The sequence below is a fragment of the Roseibium aggregatum genome (assembly GCF_014692675.1).
In the GTDB taxonomy this organism is placed as follows: domain Bacteria; phylum Pseudomonadota; class Alphaproteobacteria; order Rhizobiales; family Stappiaceae; genus Roseibium; species Roseibium aggregatum_C.
Genome location: NZ_JABFCZ010000083.1, coordinates 1 through 1,008, shown reverse-complemented (window position 1 = coordinate 1,008; position 1,008 = coordinate 1). Strand labels below are relative to the sequence as shown.

1 pseudogene is annotated in these 1,008 nt (G+C 57.7%); it reads left to right on the top strand.

Features of this window, described 5'->3' with window-relative positions:
* Window positions 1-65: 65 nt before the first annotated feature.
* Window positions 66-1,008: pseudogene (locus HK439_RS26380) on the top strand (IS3 family transposase); the annotation flags it as partial.

Below are 1,008 nucleotides of genomic sequence, written 5' to 3'. Positions count from 1 at the left end.
TGACCTGAGACCCCATAACTCCTCCAGTTTTGTGTAGAGTCCGTTCCAATTAGGAGACGGACGGAATGAAGCGATCCAGGTTCACAGAAGAACAGATCATCGGCATTTTGCGGGAGCAGGAGAGCGGCCAGAAGACGGCCGATGTTTGCAGGCGCCACGGCATCTCGGAAGCCACCTTCTACAAGTACAAGGCCAAGTTTGGCGGCATGGATGTATCCGATGCCCGCAAGCTGAAGGCGCTTGAAGACGAGAACGCGAGGCTCAAGAAGCTGTTGGCAGAAGCCATGCTCGACAACGCCATGCTGAAGGACGTCGCTTCAAAAAAATGGTAACGCCCGGTGCAAGACGGGAAGCTGCGGCTCACCTGTGCGAAGGGCACGGCGTGAGCCAGCGTCGGGCGTGTGCGATCTTGGCAATTGACCGGTCGAGTGTTCGGTATCGAAGTCTTCGACCTGATGATGCCGATCTGCGTGAAGCCATGAAGAAGGTTGCCGGAGAACGCCGGCGCTTCGGCTACAGGCGTATTCACCTGATGCTGGAACGCCAGGGCATCCGAATGAACCAGAAGAAGCTGAGACGCCTCTATCGCGAGGAAAAGCTTCAAGTCCGCAAACGTGGTGGCCGGAAGCGAGCTTTGGGCACCAGACGGCCGATGGTGCTGCCAAGCAGACCAAACGAGCGGTGGAGCCTGGACTTCGTGTCAGATGCTTTCACGGATGGCCGCCGGTTTCGGATTTTGGCCGTGGTCGATGACTACAGTCGCGAGTGCCTGGCGCTGGTGGCCGATACCTCGTTATCCGGCTTGCGCGTTACCCGTGAACTCGATGCGCTCGTCCGTCTGCGTGGCAAACCGGTCACCGTGGTTTCAGACAACGGCACCGAACTGACCAGCATGGCCGTTCTCAAATGGTGTCAGGAGACTGGCGTCGACTGGCACTACATCCAACCGGGAAAGCCGATGCAGAACGGTTTCGTCGAGAGCTTCAACGGTAGTTTCAGGGATGAATG